The 20,218-nt window shown below is 71.0% G+C and carries 19 protein-coding genes and 3 pseudogenes; 10 read left to right on the forward strand and 12 right to left on the reverse strand.

What is annotated here, in order from left to right; genetic code table 11:
* Positions 1–89 precede the first annotated feature (89 nt).
* The 8 genes from ACTVZO_RS28405 (at position 90) to ACTVZO_RS28440 (ending at position 8,576) form a co-directional block, all read left to right on the forward strand.
* A complete protein-coding gene (locus tag ACTVZO_RS28405; RefSeq protein ID WP_443301044.1) occupies positions 90–1,640 on the forward strand; it encodes a choice-of-anchor A family protein in 1,551 nt (516 codons plus the stop codon).
* The gene (locus ACTVZO_RS28410; RefSeq protein ID WP_443301045.1) at positions 1,637–2,314 is read left to right on the forward strand and encodes an MSCRAMM family protein; all 678 of its coding nucleotides are present in this window, start codon (positions 1,637–1,639) and stop codon (positions 2,312–2,314) included. The genes ACTVZO_RS28405 and ACTVZO_RS28410 overlap by 4 nt, the downstream gene beginning before the upstream one ends.
* 247 nt (positions 2,315–2,561) lie before the next feature.
* Entirely contained in the window at positions 2,562–3,260 is a 699-nt protein-coding gene (locus tag ACTVZO_RS28415; RefSeq protein ID WP_443303293.1) for a L,D-transpeptidase family protein, read from the forward strand.
* A 138-nt stretch (positions 3,261–3,398) separates the two neighbouring features.
* Positions 3,399–4,637: a L,D-transpeptidase gene (locus ACTVZO_RS28420; protein WP_443301046.1), complete on the forward strand. Its 1,239-nt coding sequence runs from the start codon at positions 3,399–3,401 to the stop codon at positions 4,635–4,637.
* An 86-nt stretch (positions 4,638–4,723) separates the two neighbouring features.
* Positions 4,724–5,491 carry an enoyl-CoA hydratase/isomerase family protein gene (locus ACTVZO_RS28425; protein ID WP_384219490.1) on the forward strand — a complete coding sequence of 256 codons (768 nt, stop codon included), beginning with the start codon at positions 4,724–4,726 and terminating at the stop codon, positions 5,489–5,491.
* A 226-nt stretch (positions 5,492–5,717) separates the two neighbouring features.
* On the forward strand, positions 5,718–6,230 hold the full coding sequence (locus ACTVZO_RS28430) for an ATP-binding protein (RefSeq protein ID WP_443301047.1): 513 nt from the start codon (positions 5,718–5,720) through the stop codon (positions 6,228–6,230).
* Positions 6,231–6,594: 364 nt separating this feature from the next.
* On the forward strand, positions 6,595–7,392 hold the full coding sequence (locus ACTVZO_RS28435) for a polysaccharide deacetylase family protein (RefSeq protein WP_443301048.1): 798 nt from the start codon (positions 6,595–6,597) through the stop codon (positions 7,390–7,392).
* Complete coding sequence (locus tag ACTVZO_RS28440) at positions 7,389–8,576, forward strand: YncE family protein (RefSeq protein WP_443301049.1); 1,188 nt, start codon at positions 7,389–7,391, stop codon at positions 8,574–8,576. Before ACTVZO_RS28435 ends, ACTVZO_RS28440 begins: the two co-directional genes overlap by 4 nt.
* Before the next feature lie 71 nt (positions 8,577–8,647).
* Here the strand turns inward: ACTVZO_RS28440 and ACTVZO_RS28445 are convergent, their stop codons facing one another.
* Together ACTVZO_RS28445 and ACTVZO_RS28450 are read right to left on the reverse strand one after the other, a co-directional pair.
* Entirely contained in the window at positions 8,648–8,944 is a 297-nt protein-coding gene (locus ACTVZO_RS28445) for a cytochrome P450 (protein WP_443301050.1), read from the reverse strand.
* Positions 8,945–8,974: 30 nt separating this feature from the next.
* Positions 8,975–9,739: a tRNA-dependent cyclodipeptide synthase gene (locus ACTVZO_RS28450; protein WP_443301051.1), complete on the reverse strand. Its 765-nt coding sequence runs from the start codon at positions 9,737–9,739 to the stop codon at positions 8,975–8,977.
* 254 nt (positions 9,740–9,993) lie between these two features.
* Between ACTVZO_RS28450 and ACTVZO_RS28455 the strand changes: the two genes are divergently transcribed.
* A complete protein-coding gene (locus ACTVZO_RS28455) occupies positions 9,994–10,206 on the forward strand; it encodes an EF-hand domain-containing protein (protein ID WP_069922031.1) in 213 nt (70 codons plus the stop codon).
* A gap of 43 nt (positions 10,207–10,249) precedes the next feature.
* Here the strand turns inward: ACTVZO_RS28455 and ACTVZO_RS28460 are convergent, their stop codons facing one another.
* From ACTVZO_RS28460 to ACTVZO_RS28480, 5 genes and pseudogenes are all read right to left on the reverse strand, one after another.
* Positions 10,250–10,810 carry a PadR family transcriptional regulator gene (locus ACTVZO_RS28460; protein WP_443301052.1) on the reverse strand — a complete coding sequence of 187 codons (561 nt, stop codon included), beginning with the start codon at positions 10,808–10,810 and terminating at the stop codon, positions 10,250–10,252.
* 37 nt (positions 10,811–10,847) lie between these two features.
* A pseudogene (locus tag ACTVZO_RS28465) lies at positions 10,848–11,677 on the reverse strand (ATP-binding cassette domain-containing protein).
* Positions 11,678–11,685: 8 nt separating this feature from the next.
* Positions 11,686–11,877: pseudogene (locus ACTVZO_RS28470) on the reverse strand (cobalt ECF transporter T component CbiQ); the annotation flags it as partial.
* 87 nt (positions 11,878–11,964) lie between these two features.
* Positions 11,965–12,605, reverse strand: a pseudogene (locus ACTVZO_RS28475) (energy-coupling factor ABC transporter permease); the annotation flags it as partial.
* A complete protein-coding gene (locus tag ACTVZO_RS28480; RefSeq protein ID WP_443301053.1) occupies positions 12,500–13,030 on the reverse strand; it encodes an AMIN-like domain-containing (lipo)protein in 531 nt (176 codons plus the stop codon). The pseudogene ACTVZO_RS28475 and the gene ACTVZO_RS28480, both read right to left, overlap by 106 nt.
* A 162-nt stretch (positions 13,031–13,192) precedes the next feature.
* Here ACTVZO_RS28480 and ACTVZO_RS28485 point away from each other — a divergent pair, with 162 nt between their 5' ends.
* A complete protein-coding gene (locus ACTVZO_RS28485) occupies positions 13,193–13,822 on the forward strand; it encodes a hypothetical protein (RefSeq protein ID WP_443301054.1) in 630 nt (209 codons plus the stop codon).
* A gap of 134 nt (positions 13,823–13,956) precedes the next feature.
* Here ACTVZO_RS28485 and ACTVZO_RS28490 read toward each other — a convergent pair whose 3' ends face one another.
* The 5 genes from ACTVZO_RS28490 to gcvT all read right to left on the reverse strand — a co-directional run bounded on the left by ACTVZO_RS28490 (position 13,957) and on the right by gcvT (position 20,162).
* Positions 13,957–15,339, reverse strand: coding sequence for an L-serine ammonia-lyase (locus tag ACTVZO_RS28490; protein ID WP_384219517.1), 1,383 nt, complete (start codon positions 15,337–15,339; stop codon positions 13,957–13,959).
* Positions 15,340–15,479: 140 nt separating this feature from the next.
* A complete protein-coding gene (locus ACTVZO_RS28495; protein WP_443301055.1) occupies positions 15,480–17,141 on the reverse strand; it encodes an APC family permease in 1,662 nt (553 codons plus the stop codon).
* Positions 17,142–17,308: 167 nt separating this feature from the next.
* A complete protein-coding gene (gene glyA / locus ACTVZO_RS28500; protein WP_443301056.1) occupies positions 17,309–18,565 on the reverse strand; it encodes a serine hydroxymethyltransferase in 1,257 nt (418 codons plus the stop codon).
* A gap of 14 nt (positions 18,566–18,579) precedes the next feature.
* Positions 18,580–18,960 carry a glycine cleavage system protein GcvH gene (gene gcvH / locus ACTVZO_RS28505; RefSeq protein ID WP_443301057.1) on the reverse strand — a complete coding sequence of 127 codons (381 nt, stop codon included), beginning with the start codon at positions 18,958–18,960 and terminating at the stop codon, positions 18,580–18,582.
* 86 nt (positions 18,961–19,046) lie between these two features.
* Positions 19,047–20,162, reverse strand: a complete 1,116-nt coding sequence (gene gcvT, locus ACTVZO_RS28510) for a glycine cleavage system aminomethyltransferase GcvT (RefSeq protein ID WP_443301058.1) — start codon at positions 20,160–20,162, stop codon at positions 19,047–19,049.
* Positions 20,163–20,218 lie beyond the last annotated feature (56 nt).

A 20,218-nucleotide genomic window follows, 5' to 3' on the forward strand; every position in this document is an offset into this window, starting at 1 on the left:
CGTAGCGGGGAGTGTCCTCGCGGCGCCCGCCGACGCCTGCCTCCAGCCTGTCAGGGCACATCCGGGCAGCGCGTAACGGACGGAGCGTCATGTCAGCAAGGAAATGGGCCCTCGGGCTGGCGGTCGGGGCCGTCCTGGCCTCGGCCGCCCCCACCGCCCTCGCGGCGGGGCCCGGCGGCGAACGGCCGGCGGCTGCGGCCGCCCGAGCGCCGCTGCCCGACGGCCTGGGCCCCTGCGTACCGGGGCGCTGCCCCGACCCGTTCCCGCCCATCGGCACGGGCGGGAACCCGGTGGGCCGGGACAACGGCATCAACATCTTCGCCGGCGGCGACTTCCGGGTCAGGGGACGCGCCTCCGAGGCCGAGGGCCGCCTCGTCGTCCTCGGCGACTTCGACCAGGACAAGCTGGCGGGCGGCGACAGCCGCTACAACGTCGGGATCGTCGGGGCCGGATCGCTCGTGCCGCCGCCCGACGGCGCCGACTTCCTCACCACCGGCGGGGACATCACCGTCGCGGAGGGCGAGCGGCTGCTCGCCGACCGCGGCAGGGTCCGGTACGCCGGCACCCTCAGGGGATCCGTCTCCGGGATCCTGACCCCGCACCCGGCCGCCGTCACCCCGCACGCGGGACTGCGTGACCGGCTCAGCGCCGCCAGCCAGTGCTACGCCAGGGTCGAGGGGCGACTGCGACCGGCCACCGGCACGGTCCTCAACAGCGGTTTCGAGACGGTGTTCACCGGCGACGGCACCTCCGCGCTCCAGGTCTTCAACGTCGACGCGAACCTCGTCGGCAACGAGGGCCGCCAGCAGGGCATCCGCTTCGCCCGCATCCCGGCCACGGCCACCGTGCTGGTGAACGTGCTGGGCGCCACCCGCACGATCAACACCTACAGCGGCGGCATCCAGGACACCGACCCGCTCAACGCCTACCGCGAGCGGCTGCTGTGGAACTTCCCGGACGCCACCACCGTGAACCTGACCGGCGGCGGCCAGTTCCAGGGCAGCTTCCTGATGGGGCAGCAGAGCTCCGAGACCACGATCACCCTGCCCGGCATCAACGGCCGCTTCTTCACCACCGGCTCCGTCACCCACGGCAGCGACACCGTCGGGGGCGGCGGCCAGGAGTTCCACGCCTACCCCTTCAACGGCGACCTGCCCGAGTGCGGCGGCCCCGCCCCGGTCACCGGCTCGGTGTCCGTCCTCAAGCAGGAGACGGGGACGGGCACGGCCCTCGCCGGGGCGCAGTTCGAGCTGTGGCGGGAGAGCAACCGGACGCCCGGGCTCCAGACCTCCGGTCCGAACCCCGACACCCTGGTCACCGAGTGCACCACGCCGGCGAGCGGCATCTGCGAGCAGACCGTCGAGCTCGGCACGTACTACTGGCGGGAGACCGAGGCTCCGCTCGGCTACGACCTGCCGTCCGAGACCGTCCACGAGCTGATCCTGACGCCCGCGACCGCCGAAGCCGGGATCCGGGTCCCGGTGGACAACCGCCGCACCCCCGAGCCGCCGGACGGCGCCCGGGTGGAACTGCGCAAGACCGACGCGGCCACCGGCCTCCCGCTGGCCGGCGCCGAGTTCGAGCTGTGGCGGGAGAGCAACGGCACGGCCGGGCTCCAGACCGGGACGGGGTGTGCGTGACCGGATCGACCGGCATCTGCGCGGTGGAGCTGCCGACCGGGCACACCTACTACTGGCGCGAGACGGTCACCCCGGAGGGGTACGAGCCGCCGGCGGACCCGGTCACCCGCTTCGACCTCGACGCGGGCGACGTGGCGGACGGCATCGTCGTCGCCGTCCCCAACACCCCACAGGGCGGGTACGAGGGCTCGATCCGCATCGTCAAGCAGGACGCCAAGACCGGGCGCCCGCTGCGCGGAGCGGTCTTCGAGGTCTGGCAGGAGACCAACGACACCGCCGGTCTCCAGACGGTCGGCATCAACCCGGACCGCCGGGCCGCGGCCGGCTGCGCCACCGACCGGACCGGCGTCTGTGACTTCGGCCCGCTCCCCGAGGGCTGGTACTACCTGCTGGAGACGGCGGTCCCCGAGGGCTACGTGCTGCCCGCCGACCGGGTGACCGGTCCGCTGCGGCTGGACGGCACGACCCCGGACCGGCGCCTGGTGGTCACGCTGAAGAACAAGCGCGACGGCCACGGAAAGGGCGACCACGGCAAGGGCGATCACGGAAAGGGCGGCCACGGAAAGGGCGGCCACGGAAAGGGCGGCCACGGAAAGGGCGACCACGGCAAGGGGGGTCACGGAAAGGGCGACCACGGCAAGGACAAGCCCGAGCACCCCGAGCACCGCCCGTAGCACCCCGACGGCGCCGAGGGCCCCGGCTCCGGCCCGTCCCCGGCCGGTCCGGGCCGCCCCCGGGTGCGCCGGCGGAGTGACCTCCTCACTCCGCCGGCGCACCCGCCGGGCCGGGCCCGGCCCGGCCGGGTTGGCTGGCCCCAGCGGCCCGGCCGGCGGGCGCGAGGAGGTCCGCATGAGGGCAGGGAACGCGACGGGCACGGCGCACCGGACGGACAGGGCCCGCCCGACGGGCGTGGGCGGCGCGATGGCCGCACTGGCCGCGGCGGCGCTGCTCACCCTGGCGGGCCCGGTCCCGTCGCACGCGGCGGCGGCGCAGACCGGTCCCGCCACGGCCGCCGCCGCGGAGACGGGCTGCGAGGCCGGTACCGGCCCCTACCAGCGGGAGCTGGAGGCCCACCTGGGCCGGCCCGTCGACGGGGTCCAGTCCCCGGCCGACTGCGAGGCGATCGCCGCCTTCCAGCGCGGCCACGGCATCCGGCCCGCCGACGGCTACGCGGGCCTCGCCACCCACCGCACGATGGTCGCGGTGGCAGCCGCCGCCGACCCCAACGCGGCGGGCCGGTGTCCCGTCCGCACGTACCGGGTGACCTGCGTGGACCTCGACCGGCAACTGCTCTGGGTCCAGCGGGACCGGCGCGTCCTCTTCGCCCCCGTGCCCATCCGCACCGGCCGCGACGACCAGGAGACCCGCCCCGGCTGGCACGAGGTGTACTGGCGCAGCAAGGACCACGTCTCCACGCTCTACGACGACGCCCCCATGCCCTACGCGCAGTTCTTCGACGGAGGCCAGGCCCTGCACGGCCGCCCGGGGGACCTGTACGCCCACGGTGGTTCGGCCGGCTGCGTCAACCTCTCCGTGCCCGACGCCGCACGGTTGTGGGACCTGCTCACCGAAGGGGACGCCGTCTACGTGTGGGGCACCAAACCGGGCACCGACGACTAGGGGGGTGTCTGACGGATGCCCGCGGGGCCGTTCGCCGTCCGGGCACTTGGGACGGAATGGTGACAAGACCGTGGCTTTTCGTGTTCTCCCCATGTGATTACCTGTCGGCAAGCGCGCGACTGCCCGCGCGCGGGGGACATGGGGAGAACAAGAGTGAACGTGCAGCCGATACGCGGCCGCGTCCGCACCGGCCTGCCGGCCCTTCTGCTGGGGGCCGCCCTGCTGCTGACCACCGCGTGCAGCGGCGGCGGCGGGGGAAACAACGGCAGCGGCAGTGACAACGCCGGGGGCGGGGGCAAGACCGGCACCGAGGCGTCCAAGGCCGTGGTCAGCGTGAAGCCGGACGACGGCTCCAAGGAGGTCGCGACCAGCGGCGTCCTGAAGATAACGAGCACCGGCGGCAAGCTCACCACGGTGACGGTCGCCGACACCAAGGGCAACGCGGTCGAGGGCAAGCTGACCGACGACGGCGCGAGCTGGGAGCCCTCCCGCCACCTGGCCTCGGCCACCGAGTACAAGGTGCACGCGGTCGCCAAGGACGAGGCGGGCCGGGAGTCCGCCAAGGACACCACCTTCACCACACTGACTCCGACGAACACCTTCATCGGGCACTACACGCCCGAGGACGGCGCGACCGTCGGCGTGGGCATGCCGGTGTCGATCAACTTCACCCGGGGCATCACCAACCCCGAGGCCGTCGAGAAGGCCATCACCGTGACGGCCGAGCCGGCCGTTCCGGTCGAGGGCCACTGGTTCGGCAACGACCGCCTCGACTTCCGCCCCGAGAAGTACTGGGCCGCGGGCACCAAGGTCACCGTGAAGCTCGCCCTCGACGGGGTCGAGGGCCGCCCGGGCGTCTACGGCAAGCAGACCCGCACGGTCACCTTCACCATCGGCCGCTCGCAGGTCTCCACGGTCGACGCGAGCAGCAAGCAGATGCAGGTGGTCCGCGACGGCCAGGTGCTCAAGAACATCCCGATCACCGCGGGCGCTCCGTCGACGACCACGTACAACGGGCAGATGGTCATCAGCGAGAAGTACAAGGTCACGCGGATGAACGGCGCGACGGTGGGCTTCGGCGGGGAGTACGACATCCCCGACGTCCCGCACGCGATGCGGCTGTCGAACTCGGGCACCTTCGTGCACGGCAACTACTGGGCTTCCTCGGGCACGTTCGGCTCGGAGAACGTCAGCCACGGCTGCGTCGGCCTGCGTGACGTGCGCGGCGGGGGCAACGGCGACGTCCCGGCCGCCTGGTTCTACAACGAGTCGCTGATCGGCGACGTGGTCGTCGTGAAGAACTCCAAGGACAAGCAGATCGCCCCGGACAACGGCCTCAACGGCTGGAACATGGACTGGGCGGAGTGGATCAAGTAACCGCCCTCGCGTAGTACTCCGGTGGCCCGGTGCTGTGACACACAGCACCGGGCCACCTCGCGTTAGCCGCCGCTAACCTTCCCCGTATGACCATCTCTCTCGAAGTCTCCGAAGGCGTCGGCACCATCCGCCTGGACCGGCCGCCCATGAACGCCCTGGACATCGCCACCCAGGACCGGCTGCGCGAGCTCGCGGTGGAGGCCACCGACCGGGCCGACGTCCGAGCGGTGATCATCTACGGCGGCGAGAAGGTGTTCGCGGCGGGCGCGGACATCAAGGAGATGCAGGCGATGGACCACGCGGCGATGATCGCCCGGTCCCGCGCGCTGCAGGACGCCTTCACCGCGGTGGCCCGCATCCCCAAGCCCGTCGTGGCGGCCGTCACCGGCTATGCGCTGGGCGGCGGTTGTGAGCTCGCGCTCTGCGCCGACTACCGGATCGCGGCCGACAACGCGAAGCTCGGCCAGCCCGAGATCCTGCTCGGCCTGATCCCGGGCGCCGGCGGCACGCAGCGGCTGTCGCGGCTGATCGGCCCCTCCCGGGCCAAGGACCTCATCTTCACCGGGCGGATGGTCAAGGCCGACGAGGCGCTCGCGCTGGGCCTGGTCGACCGGGTGGTCCCCGCCGCCGAGGTGTACGAGCAGGCGCACGCCTGGGCCGCGAAGCTGGCCCAGGGCCCGGCGATCGCGCTGCGCGCCGCCAAGGAGTGCGTGGACGCGGGCCTGGAGGCCGACATCGACACGGGGCTCACCATCGAACGCAACTGGTTCGCGGGCCTGTTCGCCACCGAGGACCGTGAGCGCGGCATGCGCAGCTTCGTCGAAGAGGGCCCGGGCAAGGCGAAGTTCGTATGACCCCTGCGGGTGGATTAGCCAGGCCTTAAGGGAACCTTAAGCAGATTCGGTGATCCACTCACGGTGATCACTTCCGAGCGCTGCGTCACCGCTGGTCAAGGTGGGTGCACCCGGCCTCCGGTTGCCTCTCGCATATGACACCAGGCCCCTGCGGAATTGTTGATTCCGCAGGGGCTTTTCCCGTGGAACGGCCCGGAGGGGCAGGTCGGCCGTCCATGATGGGTGCATGGCGGGCCTGGAGGGTGTGGAACAGCCGCGGCAGCGCAGCAGCGCTTCGGCCGTGCGGCTCACGGCGGCACTTGAGGACGAACAGGGCCTCAAGGCACTGGAGTTGTACGGGAACCCGGCTGAGGCGGAAGTGATCCTGCCGTCCATGCCGGAGTCGGCCGGCACCGCCCGCAGGCTCACCCAGTGCGTGGTGATACGGCTCTGGGGGCTCTCGCCGCAGATCTCCGAGCACGCCGTCCTGCTGGTCTCGGAACTCGTCGGCAACGCGGTCCGTCACACCGGGGCCCGCTCCTTTGGCTTACGCATGCTCCGGCGGCGCGGCTGGATCCGGGTGGAGGTGCGCGACCCCTCGCGGGGACTGCCCTGCCTGATGCCGGTCCACGAGATGGACACGACCGGGCGGGGGCTCTTCCTCGTGGACAAGCTGTCCGACCGCTGGGGCGCCGACCTGCTGCCGCGAGGAAAGATCACCTGGTTCGAGATGCGCGTGGCCGACCGCAGCAACGCCTGAAGCCCCCTGGTCGCCGTGGTGGGGCGGTGCGGGGGCTTCATGGGTGCGCCGAGGATCGATTGGGGTGTGATCCTCGGCGTGAAGGCTTCGCTCGGGTCAATGGGAAGCCGTGGTTCCGACTATGGCAGACGCGGCCCCAAACGCCAAAAGTCCCTACTCGGACATAACTGTGCAAATAGTAAGAGTTTCTTGCTAAATCCTAGGTGAGGTGGGCCACTCACCTCGTATTCGATGAATAACTATCGACCGCTCTGTGTGAATCGTTGATCACATAGCGGACAGACCCCTGGTAGGACGACTTCGCCGAAGGTCCCGAATTGGGTCAATCATTACCTTAGGGTCCATCCGCCCCTTAAATGGGCAGGTGCTCTCACATCCAGGCCGCCGCGCGGTCCTGCGCGCGGGCGGTCTCACCACGGCCGGCGCCGCCGTGGCCGGCCTCACCGCCGCCTGCGGACCGGGCCGCCCCGCCGCCGCCCCCTCGGCCCCGCCGCCCGGCCCGGCCAGACCCGCCCGGCCGGCCGCGCCGGCCGCGGCCCTCCCGCGCCGGTACCCGGGGCTGCCCGTCGAGATCGCCCACGGCCCGCGCGACCGCCCCCGGGTCGCCCTGACCTTCCACGGCAACGGGGACCCCGCCGTCGCCCGGGCGGTGCTGGCCTCGGCCGAGAAGGCGGGCGCGCGGGTCACCGTACTGGCGATCGGCAGCTGGCTCGACGCCCACCCGGACCTGGCCCGCCGGATCCTCGACGGCGGACACGAGCTCGGCAACCACACCCAGCGCCACCTCGCGATCAACGACCTCCCCGAGGCGGAGGCCCACGCCGAGATCACCGGCTGCGCCCAGCGCCTCAAGCGGCTCACCGGCTCCATCGGCACCTGGTTCCGGCCCTCCCAGACCCAGTACGCCACCCCGCTCGTCCAGAAGCTGGCCCAGCGGGCCGGCTACCCGCACGTCCTGTCGTACGACGTGGACTCCCTCGACTTCACCTCGCCCGGTGCCGCGGCCGTCATCCGCACCGTCACCGGGACGATCCGGCCCGGATCGGTGGTGAGCCTGCACTTCGGCTACGCGGACACGGTCGACGCGATGCCGCCCCTCCTCGAAGAACTCGCGCGACGCAAGCTGCGCGCGGTGACCACCACGGAGCTGCTGACGCCATGAAGACCACCTGCCTTCCCCGGAAGGCCGCCGTGCTGCTGGCCGGTCTGGTCCTCGCCGCCCTGGCCGGGTGCGGATCGGCCGACAAGGGACCCGCCGAGGCGCTCGGCACCAAGGGTGCCGCCCGACCCCCCAAGGCCGTCCCGGCCGCACCGCCGGGCCTGGCCGGGATGCCCCCGCTCCTCGATCCGAACGACGTGTACGCGGCGGACCGGCCGAACAAACTCTCCCCGGTGGTCAAGGACTTCCCGTCCCGCGTCTACGTACCGAACACCAACTCCAACACGGTGTCGGTCATCGACCCGGCGACGTACCAGGTCATCGACACCATTCCGGTCGGCGTCCAGCCCCAGCACGTGGTGCCCTCCTGGGACATGAAGACCCTGTGGGTCAACAACAACCGCGGCCACACGCTCACCCCCATCAACCCGGCCACCGGGGAGGCCGGGAAGCCCGTCGAGGTGCACGACCCGTACAACCTGTACTTCACGCCGAACGGCAAGTACGCGATCGTCATGGCCTCGATGGACAAGGAACTGGTCTTCCGCGATCCGCACACGATGGACCGGGTGAAGACCGTCCCGGTGAGCTGCTACGGGGTCAACCACGCGGACTTCTCCGCCGACGGCCGCTACTTCATCGTGAGCTGCGAGTTCTCCGGCGAGCTCCTCAAGGTCGACACCGAGAAGATGGAGGTCATCGGCCAGCAGAAGCTGCCGTTCGAGGGCGCCATGCCCCAGGACGTCAAGGTCTCCCCGGACGGGAAGACCTTCTACATCGCGGACATGATGGCGCACGGCATGTGGGTGCTCGGCGGCGACAAGTTCGAGGTCCCCAAGCTGCTGCCGACCGGGAAGGGCTGCCACGGACTGTACGTGAGCCGCGACTCCAAGGAGATGTACGTCTCCAACCGAGGAGAGGGCACGATCTCGGTCTTCGACTTCCCGCAGAACAGGCTCACCAAGAAGTGGACGCTGCCCGACGGCGGCAGCCCGGACATGGGCGGAGTCTCCGCCGACGGCAAGGTGCTGTGGCTCTCGGGCCGCTACAACTCCGAGGTCTACGCGATCGACACGGTGACCGGCAAGCAGCTCGCCCGGATCCCGGTCGGCGGTGGCCCGCACGGCCTCGCCGTGTACCCGCAGCCCGGCCGCTACTCGCTCGGCCACACCGGCATCTTCCGGTAGTGCCGTGACGCGGACGCGGCAGTGCCCCGGGAGCTCGCACGGCTCCCGGGACACCGCCGTACCCGGTGCGCCTACCAGGCGGCCGGGAGCCGTTCCGGAAGCCGCTTGATGAAGCCGGTCCGCCAGACGCGGTTCTCCGCCGGCACCGCGAGCCGCAGCCCGGGCAGCCGCTCGACCAGCACCTCCAGCGCGATCTCGGCGTGCGCCCGGCCCAGCGCGGAGGCCGGGCAGAAGTGCCGGCCCGCGCCGAAGGCGAGGTGCGGCCGGGAGCTCTCGCGCTCCAGGTCCAGCTCGTCCGGGCGCTCGAACGCCTCCGGGTCGAAATCGGCCCCCTCCAGCACCCGTCTGGCCAGCGCGTAGCTGCTCACCAGCCAGGCCGCTCCCGGCCCCCCTGGCCCTCACGCTGCCCGGCGCTCATCGAGACTCCCTCCCGTCGGTGCGTGGTTCGCGTGCGCCGTGTGCTCCTCGGCTGCCGTCCCGGGCCGTACGACGGCGTAGGCCTGGTTGCGGGTCGCGCGCAGGCCCCCGCCGCGCGCGAACAGGACATCGGTCAGCGGCATCCTGACGTGGTAGGCCGCCACCGAGGACGGCACGTCGAGAATGCTCGGGGTGTCCACGAAGAAGGGCAGCTCGGCCGCCATATAATCGAAACAGATCTGCAACTGCCCGGCCGTGATGGATTCACCTTCCGGCAACTTGGAGCCGACAAAGTGCAGCGCCATCTCCTCGCAGCCTTTGCGGAATTCGGTGTCAGTCGCCAGGAAATGCAGGACGCGCCGGTGCAGCAGTTGGTAGACGGGATTCGCCTGGAACTCGGAAAGTGCTCGCACGCGGATTTCGGGCCGTGCGGACCCTGATTCCTCGACGCCCTTGAGAATCCGCCGCCGGACCGCCTTGATCTCCTTTGCGGCACGTTTCTCCGCATGCTCCCTCGCGTAGCCGAAAGCGGCGAACATCCGGTCCACGTGGAGGTCTGCGTAGACGAAGTCGACTTGTGCGAAGCGGGTCGTGGCCCACTGGGCGAGGCCGGCGATGCGCTCGGAGCTGAAGTAGCTGTTTCCGGGACTCACCCCGATGAGCACATGGTCGCCGTCTTCCCAGATATGGCGGCAGGTGCGGGTGAAGGGCAGAACTTCGAATGATGCGTCAGCTGTGATCGTCACCTGTGTGATCGCCCTTGTTGCCGCTTGTCCCTGGGAGCCCTGCGCTCCTGGTGTGGCGGCAATGCCATGACGTTATGCCGTGGTCCCGGAGCGTGACAAGTCCGGGGCTGATTTGTTGGCTGGAATCATCGCTTCCGCCTTACGGAAGAGTAATTGAATATCTATCTGCCGTCCGAACGGGACCCGGAGCGGGGGCCGGTGCGCGGGGCGGCTACCCTGAGCCGGTCAACAAGCACCAAGAAGGGGTGGACCCAGTGGCGAGCATCGAGAGCGCGCGGGCGACGTTCGACAAGTTCGACGTGAACGGTGACGGCTTCATCACCGCCGACGAGTACAGCGCGGCCATGAAGGCCATGGGTGACGCCTACGTCACCGGCGCGGTCGCGGACGCGGTGCTCGCGGCCAAGGACGCCAACGGCGACGGCCTGCTGAGCTTCGACGAGTTCTGGGCCGCCCTCAACAAGTAGGCCCCGCGCCGCCCCCGTTCCGCCTGCCGGGACGGGGGCGCGGTCATGCCCCGGGGCCGGGCCCGTCGGCCGTCATGTCCTCGACCTCGCCGAGGGCCTCCTCCAGCCAGTGCAGCCAGAACGTCTCCAGGGCGATCCCGCCGTGCAGCACCAGACGGCGCAGCCGGTCCTCCACGGCGTCGCGCTCCGGCGGGAAGTCCTTCTCCTCGATCGCCCCGTACTGCGCCAGCTGCCGCCGGTGCAGCTCCAGATGGCGCCGCAGCTCGGGCCCGAGCCCCTGCGGCCCGACCACGCCCGCCGCGCGGATGCGCAGCAGCAGCGGGTCGCGCATCGGCTTGGGATCCTGGCTCTCGGCGACCCACCGCGCCAGTTCCGCGCTGCCCGCCGCCAGGACCTCGTACTCCTTCTTCTGCCCGCGCACCGGCACCTCGCTCGGAAGCTCCCGGATCAGCCCGGACTCCTCCAGCCGTCCGAGCTCGCGGTAGATCTGCTGGTGCGTCGCCGACCAGAAGTACCCGATCGACTTGTCGAACCGCCGGGTGAGCTCCAGCCCGGACGAGGGCTTCTCGAGCAGGGCGGTGAGGATGGCGTGGGGGAGCGACATGACGCCATCCTAGGGAGGCCCAGGACGGCCGCGGCCGCTACCGCCAGCCGGACAGCGCCTCCGGGGTGCGCGGGCCCGGGAGGCCGGCCGCCAGCAGGCCGTGGGCGCGCAGCAGGGCCGTCACCGCCGGGGACCAGGCCTGGCGCAGGCCCGCCTCCGTCAGCGGCGCCGGATCGGACGGCAGTTCCCCGGCCGGTCCCACGCGGATGCCCGACGGGGTCAGGACCGCGGGACCGCGGCGTCGTCGGCCCACCGCACGGCCAGGTCCACGTCGTGGGTGGCCATCACCACGGTGGTCCCCGAGGTGCGCAGCCCCGCCAGGACCTCCAGCAGCCGCTCCTGGCCGTCCGGGTGCAGACCGGCCGTCGGCTCGTCCAGGATCAGCACCCGCGGAGCCATCGCCACCGCCCCCGCGATGGCCGCGCGCTTGCGCTGCCCGTACGGGAGGAGGTGGGTCGGGCGGTCCCGCAGCGCCGTGATGTCCAGCGCGGCCAGGGCGGAATCGACCCGCTCGCGGACCTCCGCGACCGGCAGGCCCAGGTTCATCGGGCCGAAGGAGACGTCCTGTTCCACCGAGGCGGCGGACAGCTGGTCGTCGGGGTCCTGCACGACCAGCTGCACCGCCGTCCGCAGCCGGGTCAGCCCCGCCCGGTCGTGGGCGACCACCGCGCCGTCGAGGTGCAGCGCGCCCCAGCCCGGCTTCAGGCCGCCGCTCAGCAGCCGCATCAGCGTGGTCTTGCCGCTGCCGTTGCGGCCGAGCAGGACCAGTGCCCGGCCCTCGGCGATGGCGAAGTCCACCCCGGCGAGGACGGCGGGCCCGTCCTCGTACGCGTAGCCCGCGCCCACCAGTTCCACCAACGGCCGCACAGGTACAGCTCCTTCAGCGTGAGAGTTGCGGCGACCGGCCCGGCCAGCAGCGCGCCGGACCAGGCCAGGAACCGCCAGGACAGCGGGGACTCGGGGACCGGCACCCGCAGGGCGCCGTCGTAGCCCCGCCCGGCGAGGCCCGCCTGGAGCCGCGCCGCGCGGTCGAAGGCCCGGACGAACGAGGTAGTGGCGAGCCCGGCCGTCCCCCAGCCCCAGTGCGAGCGGCAGGACGGCCAGCGCCGCCACCAGGAGCAGCAGCAGGGTGTTGGTCTTCGCGTTCCTGGTTATCAGACCGCCGCCTCCCGCTGCTTCTCGGATCCGGTGAGCCTGGCGACGCCGAACGGGACCAGGTCCGACTTGCTGTACTGCATCAGCATGCACATCACGAGCACGGTCAGCAGCCCCTCGCTCACCGCGAGCGGGATCTGGGTGAACGCGAAGATCTCCGCGAACTGCACCAGCGCGCCGGTGAATCCGCTCGCCGCGTCGGGGAAGGCCAGCGCCAGCTGGACCAGGGTCACGCAGGAGGTGACCAGGTCGGCGAAGAACGCGCCGAGAACACCGCGACCATCAGCGGCAGGTCGGATTTCCGCAGCAGGCGGTAGACCGCGTAGCCCGCCCAGGGCCCGGCCACCGCCATCGAGAAGACGTCGGCGCCGAGCGTGGTGAGCCCGCCGTGGGCGAGCAGCAGCGCCTGGAAGGGCAGGGTGACCGTGCCGAGCACCGCCATGATCGGCGGCCTGAACAGGATCGCCCCGAGCCCGGTACCGGTGGCCGCGCGCCCGCAACAACCCGGCCCCGTGCGGGCGCGCCGGCACCGGGTCAGTGCGCGATGTCCACGACCAGCCGCTCCGGTGAGTGCAGGGCGAAGGTGCGGTAGTACGGCAGGGTGTCGAAGGCGGCGCCGAAGGTCACGTACCCCTCGTAGTCGCCGGTCAGGGCGAGGCCCTTGAGCTTGCCGAGCTGGATCTTCTGGAGCTTGGGACCGCGGTAGACGCTCTCGCCCGCGTCGTTGTGCGCGGCGGCGGGGTTGAGGCGTATCTCCAGGAAGTACTTCCCGGCGAGCGGCACGGGCTTGCCCGACCCGTCGTAGATCAGCTGCGCGACGGGGGTGACGGTCGCCCCGGGGACGTACCCCTGCAGGTCGATGACGATCCGGTCGTACGTGGCGTGCCCGGCCCAGCGGGCGTTGACGACGAGCGGGGTCTGGGTCCGGGGCTGGGTGGCGGAGGTGGTGGAGGTGGCGGAGGTGGTCGATGCGGCGGCCGAGGCAGGGGCGGCGAAGGAGAGGCAGGCGGCGAGCAGAGCGCCGGATACCAGGGCCACGGACTGCCGGAGACGTGGGTGGGTCATGACGTCCCCTCGATTCTCGAGAGACGGGGACTGCTGGCACGGCGTAAGACGCCGGGCGGGATCCCACAGTTCCGGTTTCGTTCCGATTTTCCCCCGGCGTACAACTCCCTTTGATGGCAGGCTGGTTGGGTGAACCAGTTCCGTCCGACAGGAGAGAACCGGATGCGCCGTTCCCGCCCTCCCCGCCGTGTGGTGCTCGCCGTCGCCCTCGTCCTGTCGGCCACCGCCTGCGGCGGCGGTGCGGACCCCGAGGTCGCGCAGGAGGGCAAGGGCGGCTACCGCTGGAAGGCCACGGACGAGATCTGCAACGTGCTCCCGTACGGCGAGCTCGCCGATCCGCTCGGCGCCCGCGAGGAGGCCGCGGACCGGAGCGAACGGGCCGGCCAGGGCGCACCGGGCGTCGCGTGCGTCCAGCCGCTCGTCGAGTCCGGCCCGGCGAAGTACACGAACGTGAAGGTCGAGCTGGACCTCGCCTACACCGAGAGCGTCGACTTCGCCAAGGACGTCTTCGCGCGGGGCAAGGAGAACACGCTGAAGGATCAGCCGGACCGCGCCCTCACCGACGCGAAGGGCATCGGGAGGGAGGCCTACCGCTTCGGCTTCAACCCGCCGGACGACCGGCGCCAGGTGCGCGAGCTGCGGCTGCGGGACAGCAACCTGATGATCGACATCACCGTCACGGCCGAGGCGCGCTCGGCGCCCACCCCCGAGAGCCTGACGGCCTTCGACGCGTCCGTGGACGACTTCGCCAAGGCCTGCCTCAAGGCCCTGCGGGCGAAGACGGACTCCTAGGGGGTGTCTGACAGGTGTCCGCGGCGTCCGTCAGACACCCCCTAGCGCGGGAACGCGAGGGGGCCCGGCGCGCACGTCCGCGCGCCGGGCCCGCGCGCGTCGGCCTCAGCCGTCCCGGCTCCCGCCGCCGCGGGTCAGCACTCGATGACGTTGACCGCGAGACCGCCGCGGGCGGTCTCCTTGTACTTGACCTTCATGTCGGCGCCGGTCTCCTTCATGGTCTTGATGACCTTGTCGAGGGAGACCTTGTGGCTGCCGTCGCCGCGCATCGCCATCTTCGCCGCGGTGACCGCCTTGACCGCCGCCATGCCGTTGCGCTCGATGCACGGGATCTGGACCAGGCCGCCGACCGGGTCGCAGGTCAGACCCAGGTTGTGCTCCATGCCGATCTCGGCCGCGTTCTCGACCTGCTCCGGGGTGCCGCCCAGGACCTCGGCGAGGGCTCCGGCCGCCATCGAGCAGGCCGAGCCGACCTCGCCCTGGCAGCCCACCTCGGCGCCGGAGATCGAGGCGTTCTCCTTGAACAGCATGCCGATCGCGCCCGCCGCGAGGAGGAAGCGGACCACGCCGTCCTCGTCCGCGCCCGGCACGAAGTTCGTGTAGTAGTGCAGGACCGCCGGCAGCACGCCCGCCGCGCCGTTGGTCGGGGCGGTCACGACCCGCCCGCCCGCCGCGTTCTCCTCGTTGACCGCCATCGCGTAGATCGTCGTCCACTCGCTGCGGTGCATCATCGGGTCGCCCTCGGTGCGCAGCTGGCGCGCCGTGGACGCGGCCCGGCGCTTGACCCGCAGACCGCCAGGGAGGATGCCCTCGCGGGACATGCCGCGCGCGACGCAGGACTGCATGACGCGCCAGATCTCCAGCAGGCCCTCGCGGATCTCCTCCTCGGTGCGCCAGGCCTTCTCGTTCTCCAGCATCAGGGAGGAGATCGACAGGCCCGTCTCGTTGGCCAGGCGCAGCATCTCGTCGCCGGAGCGGAAGGGGTACTTCAGTACCGTGTCGTCGAGCTTGATCCGGTCCTCGCCGACCGCGTCCTCGTCCACGACGAAACCGCCGCCGACCGAGTAGTACGTCTTCTCCAGCAGCGGGGCGCCGGACTCGTCGTACGCGAAGAGCGTCATGCCGTTCGCGTGGTACGGCAGCGAGCGGCGGCGGTGCAGGATCAGCTGGTTCGGCTCGTCGAAGGCGATCTCGTGGCCATCGCCTATCTCCGCGCCGAGCAGGCGCAGCCGGCCGCTCTTGCGGATGCGCTCGACCTCGTCGTCCGCCGTCTCCACGTTCACGGTGCGGGGGGAGTGGCCCTCCAGGCCCAGCAGCACCGCCTTGGGGGTGCCGTGGCCGTGGCCGGTCGCGCCGAGCGAGCCGAACAGCTCGGCGCGCACGGACGCCGTCTGGGCGAGCACGCCGTCCTTCTTCAGACGCGTCACGAACATGCGCGCGGCACGCATCGGACCGACCGTGTGGGAGGAGGACGGGCCGATGCCGATGGAGAAGAGGTCGAAGACGGAGATGGCCACTGGCGGACTCCCTTGTCTGCTCGTGGGGTGGGAGGGGGCAGGAGAGGCGGATTGATCGGATTTTGTCCGGCAGACGAGCTTATCGCGGTGAAATGAACGGTTCGGCTGCCGGACGAGGTGGTGTGGATTACGTGGACGGGTCAGGCGGGTGTCAGCTCACGCTCCGGAGCCGCCGCGCCGCCCGGCGCGGTCGCGGCCGCGTCGGCGTCGAGGACCGGGTCGGGGCCGGGCAGGCCCGCGTGGTGGGCCCGGGTGCCCGACCGTACGGCCCAGAAGTACGTACCGAGGGCCATGGCCGCCACCAGGGCGATGTCCACGCCGCCCGGGATGGTGCCGCGGCCGCCGAAGTCGGTGGAGCCGAGCCAGGAGAGCAGGGACAGGGCGCCGAGGAAGAAGACGATCCACCAGGCGGGCTCGAACTGCCGCAGGAGGTTCTTCTCACCCTTGCGGGAGAGCACCAGCGCCGCGATCGGGGCGGCCAGCAGGGTCAGGGCGGTGACGATGCCGGTGTTCGGCCACTTCGACCAGTACAGGGCGCAGGCGGCGAAGACGAAGGTCAGCGGGCACAGGACGGAGGCCGCGGGGAGGCGGAAGGGACGGGGGAGGTCCGGCTTGGTGCGGCGGAAGACGCCCACCGCGACCGGACCGATGAGGTACGAGATGACCATGGCGGCCGAGATGATCGGGGCGAGGGTCTTCCAGCTGTGGCCGACGGTGACCAGCAGCAGGACGGAGAAGCCGAGGTTCATCCACATCGCCGGGCGGGCGGTGCCGTAGACGGGGTGGGTCTGCGCCAGCTTCTTCGGGAAGAAGCCGGTCTCGGAGAGGTTCTGGACCATGTACGCGGCCGAGGCCACGTTGGCGATGTTGGATCCCGCGGGGGAGATGAAGGCGCCGAACTGGAGCATCACCACGACCCAGTGGATCATCAGGAGCTTGGCGAGCTCGGCGAACGGCGAGTTGAAGTTCACGCCCGACCAGCCGCCGGCCTGCGCCAGGTGCTCCGGCGGTACGGACCCCAGGAAGGCCGTCTGGAGGGCGAGGTAGATCACCAGGCCCAGGGAGAGCGCGCCGACCAGGGCGATCGGGATGGCCCGGCCCGGGTTCTTGGCGGCGCCGCCGAGGTTCACCACGGCCTGGAAGCCGTTGAAGGCGAAGACCACGCCGGAGGTGGTGACGGCGGTCAGGACGGCCGTCCAGCCGTTGGGGGCGAAGCCGCCGTGGGCGGTGAAGTTGTCGGTGTGGAAGCCGGAGGCGATCAGCGCGACGACCGCCAGTACCGGGATGGCGAACTTCACCAGGGTGAGCAGGGAGTTGATCTTGGCGAGGAGCTGGACGGACCAGTAGCAGGACAGCCACAGCAGGACGGTGAGCAGCAGGGCCACGGCCATGCCGAAGGCGGTCAGCTGGTGGGACTGGGCGTCCACCAGGTCCTTGGCCCAGCCGAAGCTCCAGGAGGACATGTACTGGGTCGCCGCGATCGATTCGATCGGGATCAGCGAGGCGACCGCGATCCACACCGCCCAGCCGGTGATGAAGCCGAGGACCGGGCCGTGCGAGATGGAGCCGTAGCGGGCCATGCCGCCGGGGATCGGGTAGGCCGCGCCGACTTCGGCGTAGGACATGGCGATCATGCCGATGAAGACCGCGCCGATGACCCAGGCGACGAGCGCCGCCGGACCCGCGACCTGCGCGGCCGTGCCGGCTCCGAAGAGCCAGCCCGATCCGAAGATCGAGCCTATGCCGATCATGACCAGCGCGAAGAGACTGAGTCCCTTCTTGTTGGCTGCGCTCATGTCCATGGGTGGGTGTCCGTCCTGCCAGGGGATGCGGTGATTCCTTTATTCGGAGCCTATTTGCCGCTTCTTGAACGATTCAGTGGCAATGGGCCGCATCCACCTGGGGCTTTGGTCATGAAAAGGGCCCGGCCCTGTGCAGAACAAGGCCGGGCCCCTTCCGAGCCCGTGGTTCAGAGCGACGGGTACAGCGGGAACTTCGCGGCGAGCGCGGAGACGCGGGCCCCCAGGGCCTCGCTGTCGTACGCGGGCTTCAGCGCGGCCGCGATGATCTCCGCGACCTCCGTGAAGTCCTCGGCGCCGAAGCCGCGGGTGGCGAGCGCCGGCGTGCCGATGCGCAGACCCGAGGTGACCATCGGCGGGCGCGGGTCGTTCGGGATGGCGTTGCGGTTGACCGTGATGCCGATCTCGTGCAGCCGGTCCTCGGCCTGCTGGCCGTCGAGCTCGGAGTTGCGCAGGTCGACCAGGACCAGGTGCACGTCCGTGCCGCCGGAGAGGACGGACACGCCGACCTCGGTGACGTCCGGCTGCACCAGACGCTCGGCGATGATCTTCGCGCCCTCCAGGGTGCGCACCTGGCGCTCCTTGAAGTCCTCCGAGGCCGCGACCTTGAAGGAGACCGCCTTGGCGGCGATCACGTGCTCCAGCGGACCGCCCTGCTGACCGGGGAAGACCGCGGAGTTGATCTTCTTGGCCAGCTCCTGCGTCGACAGGATGACACCGCCGCGCGGACCGCCGAGGGTCTTGTGCGTGGTGGTGGTGACGACGTGGGCGTGCGGCACCGGGTTCGGGTGCAGGCCCGCGGCGACCAGGCCGGCGAAGTGCGCCATGTCGACCATCAGGTACGCGCCGACCTCGTCCGCGATGCGGCGGAAGGCGGCGAAGTCCAGCTGGCGCGGATAGGCGGACCAGCCCGCGACGATCAGCTGCGGCTTGGACTCCTTGGCGAGGCGCTCGACCTCGGCCATGTCGACCTGGCCCGACTCGTCGACGTGGTACGGGACCACGTTGTAGAGCTTGCCGGAGAAGTTGATCTTCATGCCGTGGGTCAGGTGACCGCCGTGGGCCAGGTTCAGGCCCATGATCGTGTCGCCCGGCTTCAGCAGCGCGAACATCGCGGCGGCGTTCGCCTGCGCACCGGAGTGCGGCTGGACGTTCGCGGCCTCGGCGCCGAACAGCGCCTTGATGCGGTCGATCGCGATCTGCTCGACCACGTCGACGTGCTCGCAGCCGCCGTAGTAGCGGCGGCCGGGGTAGCCCTCGGCGTACTTGTTGGTCAGGACCGAGCCCTGGGCCTCCATGACGGCGACCGGAGCGAAGTTCTCCGACGCGATCATTTCCAGGGTGGACTGCTGGCGTACGAGCTCGGCGTCGACGGCGGCGGCGACGTCGGGGTCGAGTTCGTGGAGAGGGGTGTTCAGTACGGACATCAGGATCCCCTGGGTCAGTTGCCGGCGGTGAGCTTGGCGTACTCGTCGGCGGAGAGCAGGTCGTCCTGGTCCTCCGTGACGCGTACCTTGAACAGCCAGCCGCCCTCGAACGGGTCCGTGTTCACGAGCGCCGGGTTGTCGACGACGTCCTGGTTGGACTCGACGACCTCGCCGGAGACGGGGGAGTACAGGTCGCTGACCGACTTGGTCGACTCCAGCTCGCCGCAGGTCTCGCCCGCGGTCACGGTGTCGCCGACCGCGGGAAGCTGGGCGTAGACGACGTCACCGAGCGCGTTGGCCGCGAACTCCGTGATGCCGACCGTCGCGACGCCGCCCTCGGCGTCCGACAGCCACTCGTGCTCCTTGCTGTAACGCAGCTGCTGGGGGTTGCTCATGACCTGATTCTCCTGGATGCGGGGGAGTGGATACGAACAGCGGTCTTGGTTACTGAGACGGCGGTACTGCGAAGTGCCGTACGGGGCTACTTCTGCCGCTTGTAGAACGGCAGGGCCACGACCTCGTACGCCTCATGCGTACCGCGAATGTCCACGCCGACGCCGGAGGTGCCGGGCGCGGCGTGTGCCGCGTCGACGTACGCGATCGCGATCGGCTTGCCCAGCGTGGGCGACGGGGCGCCCGAGGTGACCTCGCCGACGACCTCGCCGCCAGACACGACGGAGAAGCCGGCGCGCGGGACGCGGCGGCCCTCGGCGATCAGGCCGACCAGCTTGCGCGGCGGGTTCACGGCGGCGCGCTCGGCGGCGGCCTCCAGCGCGGCGCGGCCGACGAAGTCCCCCTCCTTCTCGAACTTCACGACCCGGCCCAGCCCCGCGTCGAACGGGGTCAGCGAGGTGGTCAGCTCGTGCCCGTACAGCGGCATGCCCGCCTCCAGGCGCAGGGTGTCGCGGCAGGACAGGCCGGCCGGGACCAGGCCGACGCCCTCGCCCGCCTTGGTCAGCGCCTGCCACAGCTCCACGGCGTGCTCGGGGGCGACGAACAGCTCGAAGCCGTCCTCGCCGGTGTAGCCCGTACGGGCGATCAGCGCGGGCACTCCGGCCACCGTGCCCGGCAGGCCGGCGTAGTACTTCAGCCCGTCCAGGTCGGCGTCGGTGAGCGAGGCGAGGATGCCGGGGGACTCCGGGCCCTGGACGGCGATCAGCGCGTACGCGTCGCGGTCGTCGCGGACCTCGGCGTCGAAGCCGGCGGCGCGCTCGGTCAGGGCGTCGAGGACGACCTGGGCGTTGGAGGCGTTGGCGACGACCATGAACTCGGTCTCGCCGAGGCGGTAGACGATCAGGTCGTCGAGGATCCCGCCGTCCTCCTGGCAGATGTGCGTGTAGCGGGCGCGGCCGATGCCGACGGTGGAGATGTTGCCGACCAGCGCGTAGTCCAGGACCTTGACGGCCTCCGGGCCGGTCAGGGTGATCTCGCCCATGTGGGACAGATCGAAGAGACCGGCCTTGGTGCGTACGGCGTTGTGCTCGTCGCGCTCGCTGCCGTACCGCAGGGGCATGTCCCAGCCCGCGAAGTCGGTCATGGTCGCACCGAGCGAGCGGTGCAGCGCATCGAGTGCGGTCAGGCGGGGGGCGTTGCTCATGGGTGTGGCTCCCGAGTCCCAGGGCATGACATGACGAGGAAGGTCCTCCCCATCTG

This window comes from Streptomyces sp. IBSNAI002 (genome assembly GCF_052244475.1).
Lineage (GTDB): Bacteria > Actinomycetota > Actinomycetes > Streptomycetales > Streptomycetaceae > Streptomyces.

Excerpts from the sequence above, each read along its gene's own strand:
- ACTVZO_RS28405 (WP_443301044.1), top strand. The coding sequence starts at position 90 with ATGTCAGCAAGGAAATGGGCCCTCGGGCTGGCGGTCGGGGCCGTCCTG.
- ACTVZO_RS28415 (WP_443303293.1), top strand. The coding sequence starts at position 2,562 with ATGGCCGCACTGGCCGCGGCGGCGCTGCTCACCCTGGCGGGCCCGGTC.
- ACTVZO_RS28420 (WP_443301046.1), top strand. The coding sequence starts at position 3,399 with ATGGGGAGAACAAGAGTGAACGTGCAGCCGATACGCGGCCGCGTCCGC.
- ACTVZO_RS28425 (WP_384219490.1), top strand. The coding sequence starts at position 4,724 with ATGACCATCTCTCTCGAAGTCTCCGAAGGCGTCGGCACCATCCGCCTG.
- ACTVZO_RS28430 (WP_443301047.1), top strand. The coding sequence starts at position 5,718 with ATGGCGGGCCTGGAGGGTGTGGAACAGCCGCGGCAGCGCAGCAGCGCT.
- ACTVZO_RS28440 (WP_443301049.1), top strand. The coding sequence starts at position 7,389 with ATGAAGACCACCTGCCTTCCCCGGAAGGCCGCCGTGCTGCTGGCCGGT.
- ACTVZO_RS28460 (WP_443301052.1), bottom strand. The coding sequence starts at position 10,810 with ATGTCGCTCCCCCACGCCATCCTCACCGCCCTGCTCGAGAAGCCCTCG.
- ACTVZO_RS28480 (WP_443301053.1), bottom strand. The coding sequence starts at position 13,030 with ATGACCCACCCACGTCTCCGGCAGTCCGTGGCCCTGGTATCCGGCGCT.
- ACTVZO_RS28485 (WP_443301054.1), top strand. The coding sequence starts at position 13,193 with ATGCGCCGTTCCCGCCCTCCCCGCCGTGTGGTGCTCGCCGTCGCCCTC.
- ACTVZO_RS28495 (WP_443301055.1), bottom strand. The coding sequence starts at position 17,141 with ATGGACATGAGCGCAGCCAACAAGAAGGGACTCAGTCTCTTCGCGCTG.
- glyA (WP_443301056.1), bottom strand. The coding sequence starts at position 18,565 with ATGTCCGTACTGAACACCCCTCTCCACGAACTCGACCCCGACGTCGCC.
- gcvH (WP_443301057.1), bottom strand. The coding sequence starts at position 18,960 with ATGAGCAACCCCCAGCAGCTGCGTTACAGCAAGGAGCACGAGTGGCTG.
- gcvT (WP_443301058.1), bottom strand. The coding sequence starts at position 20,162 with ATGAGCAACGCCCCCCGCCTGACCGCACTCGATGCGCTGCACCGCTCG.